Source organism: Blastococcus sp. SYSU DS0616 (assembly GCF_054051015.1).
Genome location: NZ_JBJHAJ010000026.1, coordinates 49,226 through 57,782 on the forward strand (window position 1 = coordinate 49,226; position 8,557 = coordinate 57,782).

The window sequence follows — 8,557 nt, forward strand, 5'->3', positions numbered from 1 at the left end:
GGGGTGGGGGACGGCGTCCGTCCTCAGCCGGCGGTGCGGATCTCCACCTCGGCCAGCTGTGCGGAGAAGCCGTCCGGGCTGTCGACCAGGCCGGTGAGCCACACGAGCACGTAGCGGGCGGTCACCGGGTCGTCGAACGCGAGGTCGGTGGTCTGCTCCAGGGTGCCGTTCGCAGCCACGGCGAAGTCGTCGAGAGCGGCCCCGGCCGTCTCCGCGGTGCGGACCTCGACGGTGGCACCGGGCAGTGCCGTCTGGATGGTGACGCCGGAGAGGTCCTCGGCGCCCCCGAGGTCGTAGAGGACGCCGACGCCGGGCTTGAGGTTCCCGAACGCCGGGGAGCCGCGGTAGTTGAGGGTGGACCAGGTGGTGGCGGGGTCGCCGTCGTACGACAGCGGGACCGCGCGGTCGTTCTCCGGCTCGCCGTCGCCGAAGGGGTCGAACACCTGGGCGGCGGCGATGGTGGCCACCGGGCCGGGTGCGCTCCCCGGGTCGTCGCCCTCCGCACCGCCGTCCGCGACAGGGGCGCTGCTGGCCGGGGGCGTGGTCCCGTCGATCTCGGACTCCACCGAGTCGGTCACCGACAGGACGCTCGACCCGAACCACCACGCCAGGGCGATGACCACCAGCAGGGCGAGCAGCGGCAGGCCCACGACGACCAGCCGGTGCTTGCGGGCGTCGTCCTCGTCGTCGTCGAGGTCGACCGGGTCGGCGTACGGGTCCTGGTCCGACATCACGTCCGGCTCCAGCACCCCGAAGGGCTCGTCGTCACCGGCCGACGGGGCGGGAGGCAGTGCTCGGCCGGCCACGATGGTGTCCCGGCTCGGGTTGACCGCCGGCACCGGCTCGTCCTCGCCGGTCGGGCGCACCGGGGGCACGGGGGGCAGGGTGCCGGGCTCCAGCCGCACCGGCGCCGCGTTGTCGCCGCGGCGGTCCCGCGAGCGGCGGCGCCGTCCGCCGTCGGCGTCCTCGCCGCGGTACGACGCCAGCGCCTGGTTGGGTCCGGTGCGGGGCCGCTCGGCGAGCAGCGCGGCCATGGCGGCGACGCTGGACATCCCCTGGCCCGGCTCGGTCGAGCGCGCCCGGCGGGCGAGCGCCACCAGGTCGGACGGGCCGGACGCCGGCCGAGCGCCGGGGCCGATGCCGGTGAGGCAGGCCTCCAGCAGCTCGCCGAGCGCGGTGATGTCGCCCTGGACGGTGCCCGAGGCCGCCGGCACGGCCCGCAGCCCGACCAGCCCGTTGGGCCGGAGGACGACGTTCTCCAGCGTCAGGCCGCCGACCGCCAGCCCGACCCGGTGCGCCTCGGCCACGCCCTCGGCGAGCCGGCGGAGGACCAGCCGCACCTCCCGCTCCGGCATCGGCCCCGAGCGCAACCGGTCGGCGAGGGTCTCGCCGTCGATCCACTCGTTGACGACGTACGCCGCGCCCCCCGGTGCCTGCGGGTCGCCGCTGCCCTCGGAAGCGTCGTAGACCATCGCCAGCGCCGGGGTGGCCAGCCCACCCGCGGTGAGCGCGCGGGTGATCCAGGCGTGGGCGGCGGGGCCGGCCGGCACGTGCACCCGGACGGCGACGTCGCGGTTGAGGACCCGGTCCTTGGCGCGCCAGCTCTGGATGACGCCGGTGGGGGTGGTCTCGTCCGGACCGATCTGGTCGAGGGGCCGGTAACGCTCGGGCAGGCCGGTGGTCGTGGACGCCATCGACACTGTCGACTCCCTGTGCTGCTCCGGCCGCCGAGGCGGACGCTCCGGCACGGTCGGCCCCAGCGGCCGGCCCTCGGTCACCTGCGTCCCAGCCGGGCCCTGACCGCAGCCAGGGGCTCCCGGAGCTCCGGAACGCGGGCCACCACCAGACCGACCAGTGCGACGCCGCCGACGACCACGGTACCGAGGACGACTTCGACGAGCGAGCCTGCCATGGAGCGTTCGCCCAGGTCGCCGGTCACGATCCGGACAAGACCGCCGACGAGACCGGCCACGAGCGAGACGGCGGCGATCCGGGCGAGGGGGGTGAAGGTCTCGCGGGTGCGCAGCCCGCCGAACCGGCGGCGCAGCGCGAGGTCGCCGATGACCCACCCGGCGACGTAGGTGAGGCTCGTGACGAGCATCAGCCCGGCCACGACGAGCTCCGGCTCGACCACCACGGGAACCAGCACGAGCAGCGGCACCCGGACGGCCACCATGCCGATCTGGATGAGCGTGGGGGTGCGGGCGTCCTTCATGGCGTAGAAGACCCGCAGCTGCAGGAGCGTGACCGCCATCGGCAGCAGCCCGAAGGCGCCGACGGCGAGCGCGGTGCCGATGGCCTGCGCCTCGTCCACCGACGTGTTGCCGCGGGCGAAGGCGAGCACGCCCAGCGGCGGGCCGAGCACGGTGAGGACGGCGGTGACCGGCAGGAGACCCAGGGCCGAGAGGCGGGTGCCGAGCGAGAGGTCCTCGACCACACCCGGCACGTCCCGACGCGCGGCGGCCCGGCTCATCCGGGGCACCAGCGCGGTGAGCAGCGCGACACCGATGATCCCGTAGGGCATCTGGAAGAGGAGGCTGGCGTACTGGAACGCGGTGGAGCCCAGGCCGCCCGCGCGCTGCGCCGCGTTGGCGATCCGCAGCGCCACCACGACGCCGATCTGGCTCACGGCCACGTAGCCGATGACCCACAGGCCCAGGGTCCCGGCCTCGCGCAGGCCCGTCTCCCGCAGCCCCCACCGGGGCCGGAGCGGGATGCCGGCCTTGCGCAGCAGCGGGACGAGCACGACGGCCTGCACCGCGATGCCGAGCACCGTGCCGATGCCGAGGAGCCACACCAGCCCGGGGGCGATGGTGGCCGGCTCGAGCTCGCCGGGGCCGGCCGCCGCGAGGAACACCAGACCCGTGGCGATCACCACGAGGTTGTTGAGCACCGGCGCCCAGGCGGGTGGCCCGAAGACGCCCCGCGAGTTGAGGATCGCCTGGGCGAACGCGCCGAGCCCGTAGAAGACGATCTCGATCAGCAGCATCCGGGCCAGCCAGTTGGCCACGCGGTACTGCGCCGGGTTCTCGTCGAGGCCCAGCAACGAGGTCAGCAGCGGTGCGGCGAGCATGGCGAGCGCGGTCATGACCAGCAGGCCGGTCAGGGCGATGGTGGCCAGTCGCTGCGCGTAGGCGACACCGTCGTCCCGGTCGCGTTCCTGCGCGTGCACCAGCAGCGGGACGATCACCGAGGTGAGGACGCCGCCGAGGAGCAGCTCGTAGACGATGTTGGGCAGCGTGTTGACGGTGTTGTAGGCGTCGGCGAACAACCCGACGCCCAGGGCGGCGGCGAGCACCATCGTGCGCAGCAGACCGGTGATCCGGGAGACCAGCGTCGCGACCGCCATCGTGCCGGCCGCCCGCAGGATGCCGCCGCTGGCGCCGGGCGCGCCCTCGCGCCGCTCGACGTCCTCGTCGGTCTCCTGCTCGGCGCGCGGTACCGGCGGCAGCACCGGCATGGGGAAGACCTGGGTGTCGTCCGCTGCCGGCACCCAGCGGTGCCGCAGCGGCGGCAGCGGCGGCACGGGCGTGGCCGGTCGTCCCGGCCGGGCGGGCGGGACGGGTGGCAACCGGGGTGGCGACGGCGGCCGGGCCGCGCCGTCCACGACGGCCTCCGCGGGGCCGCCGTCGGTGGTGGGCGGCGCGGCGAAGACCGCGTCGCTCGGCGGGGTCGCCAGGTAGGGGGCCGGTGGCAGCGGTGCGGGAGAGCCCCAGCTGCGGCGGCCCGGTGCCGGCCGGGCGGGTGCCGACGGCGGGGGCAGCGGGAGCGCGCGGGGGCGGTCGCCGCCCTGCGCGCCGTCCACGGCGTCGGGGGGGTTCCCCGGGGAGCCGGGTCGCTCGCTCACACCGGGCTCCGCGTGGGGGCGGCGGACAGCCCCGGGGACCCGGGTCCGGCGCCGCCGTCACCCGGAACGGCGCCCCGGCGCCGCCGGAGCACGAAGCGCACGAGGCGCCGCAGGAACAGCAGGCCGAGGAGTGCGGCGGCACCGATGGTGATGGACAGGGAGATCGGGCCGTAGGCGGTGCTCTTGACCTGCATCTCCACCGGGTCGCCCAACGGGCTCCCGGACGGCGTCGTCACCTGCGCGGTGACGGTGAAGCCGCCGGACCGGCGCAGCTCGGTGGGCACCTGCAGGGTCGTGCGCTGCTCGGGCGCCAGGGTCTGCACGCCGATGTCCCCGATGGCCAGACCGCCGCTGGCCGGCGGCTCCACGTGCAGCCTGACGTCGACCGGGAAGGGCAGTGGGTTGTCCACGGTCAGGACCAGCGGCGCGTCGCTGGAGGCGAGGCTGTAGGTGCCGTCGGCCGGGGCGACGACGGTGACGCGCTCCATCACGCCGCCGAGCGTGCCTCGCGCGTCGGCGGCGGCGGCCACGAACTCCTCGGGGTCGTCGCGGCGGAGCACCGAGGCGGCACGAGCGATGCCGGCGTCGTAGGACCGCAGGGCCAGGTCGGCGTTCCCGGGGATCGCCTCGGCGAGTTCTTCCCGGGCGGCCACGGCCTCGGCGAGGACCGCCATCCCGGCCGGGTCGAGGGCGGTGTCCGTGCTCGGTGCGGTGAGCGTGCCGGCGTCGGCTGCCGGTGCGTCGCCGATCGCGGCCACGCTGCCCGCCTGCAGCCAGGGCAGGCCGACGGTGTCGGAGATCATCGCGCCGGCACCCTCGACACCGGCATCGACATCGCGCGGCGGGGCGACGAGCACCGTCTGCTCGCTCCCCGGTGGGGCCTGCAGGTTGAGCGCGGCCAGCTCCGCCAGGTAGCGCTGCTCGGCGATGCGGGGACCGCCCTGCGTCACCTCGGCGGTGCCGACCACGGCGCTCAGCGTGGGGTCGGCGACCAGCACGTCCAGCGCCCCCGCGCCGAACGGCACCGAGCTGCGGGCGATCGCGTCCGATCCGTCCAGACCGACCGCGGAGTCCCCGTCGGTGAGCGCGCCGCTGCCCAGCACCACCTGGTCGATCCCGCCGGCGCGCAGCGTGTCCAGCGTGGCGGGGGCGTAGGACCCGTCGGGGGCCCAGGCCAGGTCGGTGATCGGCGTGACGTCCAGGACGTCGGTGAGGATCGCCGTCCCCGCGCCGGTGTCGGATGCCTCGGCCGGCTCCGCGGGCGGCGCGCCCCCGTCGACGGCGGGGTTCTCGGACACCGGCGGTGGGCCGGGAGGGTCCTGCGCGGTGCCCTCCGAGGTGCCCGGCAGGCTGCGGGTGACGACCATCGGGAGCCCGGCGGCCTGCAGCCCGTCGGCGTCGACGTCGCCGTAGGGCAGCGCCACGACCGGGCGGGTGGCCACCACCGCGCGCAGCCGTTCGAGGAACGACCGGGCCGCGTCGGTGCCGGTGCCGGCCACTCCGTCGACGGCGTAGGGACCGTCGGCCATGAGCGCCAGCTCCTCCACGAGGGCGGGGTCGAGCGCGAGGGTGACCGGCAGGGGCGCGGCGGGCTCGGTGGCGGGCGGGCCGCCGGGCAGCCGCTCGATCACGGTCAGGGCGCGGTCCAGCCGACCGCCGGTGCCCACGGCCTCGGCGAGCCCGTCGTCGACGAAGTCCCCGGAGGCGTCGCGGTGGCTGGGCTCGGACAGGGGCCACAGCCAGGCCACCGTGGTCCGCGAGGAGGGCACGACGGGCTGCTGGACGAGGAAGGTCGACAGCTCGCCGACCCGGCGCTCCTGGTCGTCGTCGACGGTGCCGTTGACGTTGAACAGGACGGGGTAGACGCCGTCCTGGTCCAGCCGGAGCTCGGCGGAGTCGAGCGTGTAGCTGAACTCCACGCTGCTCCCGGGGGCGAGCTCGCCCGGCAGCGGGGTGAACGCCGGCTGCACGGTGGTCGCAGGGTCGGGATCGCTGACCGCTTCCGAGAGCTCGGGCCGGTCGGTGCGGACGTCGCCGCGCTGCAGTCGCGCGGTCAGCCCGGTGATCGGTTCCGCCCCGGTGTTGGTCAACGTGCCGCTGAGGGTGATCAGCGCGCCCGGGGTCACCGTGCGGGGCTCGAAGCGGGCGACGTCGATGCGGACGGGCCGGTCGGCGGACGCGGCCTCGTCCGGGGCGCTGGGGGCCGGTGCCGCCACTGCCGGGGGCAGGCCGGTCGCCGGCGCGAGGAGGGGGGCGCCGAGCACGAGCGCGCCCGACAGCAGCGGGGCGAGCGCGGCCGCACGCCGGACGGCACCCGGCCGGGCGGGAGCGACGGCGGGGCGGCCACCGGCGCGGGTGGCAGCCGGCCGGGTCACGCGCTGTCGGCCAGGAGTCCGGGGGCGCGCTCGACCAGGGCACGCTCGTCGGCGTAGGCCAGCCGGGTGCTGAGCTCCTCCAACGGGACCCAGGCGACCTCGGTGACCTCGACGTCGGCGTCGGAGAGGGCGCCGCCGACCGCGCGCAGGAGGAAGTGGTGCACCGTCTTGTGCACCCGGCGGCCCTCGGCGACGAACCAGAAGTCGATGATCCCCAGCGGCGCGACGACCTCGCCGATGATGCCGGTCTCCTCGGCGACCTCGCGGACGGCGGTGTCCTCGGGGGTCTCCCCTGCCTCGATGTGCCCCTTGGGCAGCGACCAGAGGAGGCGGCCACGGCGGTCGGTGCGGCCGATCAGGGCGGCACGGGGCCCGGTCACGCCGTCGTCGGCCACCACCAGGCCCCCGGCGGAGGTCTCGTCGACCCGGCGCAGCCGGCGGCCCGGGCGTCCTCGCCCGCCCGTCCCAGCCATGTCAGGAGGGTAGCGCGCGTCCGACGACAGCTCCGGGAGCATCGCAGCGAGCAGAAGGACCACGCTGCCCCCCACCGCTCGCGAGCTCGCGGCGGGACCCTGCAGCGGGGCCACGATCATCGGTCGACCGCACGGAGCCGGCTGGGGCGTTTCCGGGCCCGCACTACGCTGGCTCGTCGTGTCCGCCACCCCGCCGAGCCGCCCCGAGCCCGAACCGGTGCCCCCGGCCGTCCAGGAGACCGTCCGCACCCTCGTGGACCTCTCCCCCGTGCTCATCGAGCTCGGGCAGCGCTTCGCCGCCGCCGGCTTCGAGGCGCACCTGGTCGGCGGCTCGGTGCGCGACGCCCTGCTGGCCGCTGGTACCGGCAGCGCCGGTGAGGTCGGTGCGGGCCAGGGTGATCTCGACGTCACCACCGACGCGCGTCCGGAACAGATCCTCGAGCTGCTGCGCGGGTGGGCCCGTTCCACGTGGAACACCGGCATCGCCTTCGGGACCGTGGGCGCCGACATCGGCGGGGTCCGGGTGGAGATCACCACCTACCGCGCGGACCGGTACGACCGGACGTCACGCAACCCGGAGGTCGCCTGGGGGAACTCGCTCACCGACGACCTGGCGCGGCGGGACTTCACGGTGAACGCGATGGCCGTCTCGCTCGGCCCGGACCGGACGGTGACCGATCCCTTCGGCGGCCTGGGTGACCTGCTGGCGAAGCGGCTGCGCACGCCCGGCGCCGCCACCGAGTCGTTCGCCGACGACCCGTTGCGCATGCTGCGGGCCGTCCGGTTCGTGGCCCAGCTGGGGCTGGCCCCCGACGAGGAGGTCGTCGCGGCGATGACCTCGCTGGCCGGCGAGCTCGCCCGGATCACCCCCGAGCGCGTGCAGGCCGAGCTCTCCAAGACGCTGCTGCAGGACGCCCCGCGCGCCGCCCTGGAGCTGTTCGTCGCCGCGGGCCTGGCCGACGTCGTCCTGCCGGAGCTCTCCGCCCTGCGGATGGAGATCGACGAGCACCACCAGCACAAGGACGTCTACACCCACTCGCTGACCGTCCTGGACCAGGCGATCGCCCTGGAGCTCGCCGACGAGGCGCACGAGTCCCCCGACCTGGTGCTGCGGCTGGCCGCCCTGCTGCACGACATCGGCAAGCCGGCCACCCGCCGGCACGAGGACCGCGGCCGGGTCTCCTTCCACCACCACGAAGTGGTCGGCGCCAAGCTGGTCCGCAAGCGGCTGACCGCGCTCCGCTACCCCAAGGACGTCGTCGAGGCCGTCGCCCGGCTCACCTTCCTGCACCTGCGCTTCCACGGGTACGGCGACGGCCAGTGGACCGACTCGGCCGTCCGCCGGTACGTCACCGACGCCGGAGAGCTCCTGCCCCGGCTGCACAAGCTCGTGCGGTCGGACTCGACCACCCGCAACAAGCGGCGGGCCGCGGCGCTGTCGGCGACCTACGACTCGCTGGAGCAGCGGATCGCCGAACTGGCCGCGCAGGAGGACCTGGCGCGGGTACGTCCCGACCTCGACGGCAACGCCATCATGGAGCTCCTCGGCCTGGGGCCGGGTCCCGAGGTGGGGGCGGCCTGGCGCTTCCTCAAGGACCTGCGGCTCGAGCGGGGGCCGTTGGACCGCGAGGAGGCCGAGGAGGCCCTCCGGGCGTGGTGGGCCGCACGCCAGCGCTGACCCCCCGGACTGGGCGGGCCGGCTCCAGGAGGGTCGCGACGGTGCCGACATGAGCGGTGTGCACCCCGAGCACCCCGACGACGACGCCCGGCTGCCGGCCTCCGCGACCGGCCGGACGCCGCAGTGGGTCCTCGACGAGCTGGCCGGCCCGGCCCCGGCGTCGCCGGCGCCCCGCCGGCGACGC

At 75.9% G+C, this 8,557-nt stretch carries 5 protein-coding genes; 1 reads left to right on the plus strand and 4 read right to left on the minus strand.

Annotation, left to right across the window (positions count from 1 at the left end; genetic code table 11):
- Positions 1 to 23: 23 nt before the first annotated feature.
- The 4 genes from ACI79K_RS17115 to ACI79K_RS17130 all read right to left on the minus strand — a co-directional run bounded on the left by ACI79K_RS17115 (position 24) and on the right by ACI79K_RS17130 (position 6,695).
- On the minus strand, positions 24 to 1,694 hold the full coding sequence (locus tag ACI79K_RS17115) for a hypothetical protein (protein ID WP_456600286.1): 1,671 nt from the start codon (positions 1,692 to 1,694) through the stop codon (positions 24 to 26).
- Positions 1,695 to 1,774: 80 nt separating this feature from the next.
- On the minus strand, positions 1,775 to 3,847 hold the full coding sequence (murJ, locus tag ACI79K_RS17120; RefSeq protein WP_456600287.1) for a murein biosynthesis integral membrane protein MurJ: 2,073 nt from the start codon (positions 3,845 to 3,847) through the stop codon (positions 1,775 to 1,777).
- A complete protein-coding gene (locus ACI79K_RS17125; RefSeq protein ID WP_456600288.1) occupies positions 3,844 to 6,222 on the minus strand; it encodes a DUF6049 family protein in 2,379 nt (792 codons plus the stop codon). Before ACI79K_RS17125 ends, murJ begins: the two co-directional genes overlap by 4 nt.
- The gene (locus tag ACI79K_RS17130; protein WP_091930860.1) at positions 6,219 to 6,695 is read right to left on the minus strand and encodes an NUDIX hydrolase; all 477 of its coding nucleotides are present in this window, start codon (positions 6,693 to 6,695) and stop codon (positions 6,219 to 6,221) included. The genes ACI79K_RS17125 and ACI79K_RS17130 overlap by 4 nt, the downstream gene beginning before the upstream one ends.
- A gap of 178 nt (positions 6,696 to 6,873) precedes the next feature.
- On the opposite strand from ACI79K_RS17130, the gene ACI79K_RS17135 reads away from it, so the two are divergent.
- Positions 6,874 to 8,373, plus strand: a complete 1,500-nt coding sequence (locus tag ACI79K_RS17135) for a CCA tRNA nucleotidyltransferase (RefSeq protein WP_456600289.1) — start codon at positions 6,874 to 6,876, stop codon at positions 8,371 to 8,373.
- Positions 8,374 to 8,557 lie beyond the last annotated feature (184 nt).

What these genes read in the sequence shown, in the direction of transcription:
- ACI79K_RS17115 (WP_456600286.1), bottom strand. Translation starts at nt 1,694, where the DNA reads ATGGCGTCCACGACCACCGGCCTGCCCGAGCGTTACCGGCCCCTCGAC.
- ACI79K_RS17130 (WP_091930860.1), bottom strand. Translation starts at nt 6,695, where the DNA reads ATGGCTGGGACGGGCGGGCGAGGACGCCCGGGCCGCCGGCTGCGCCGG.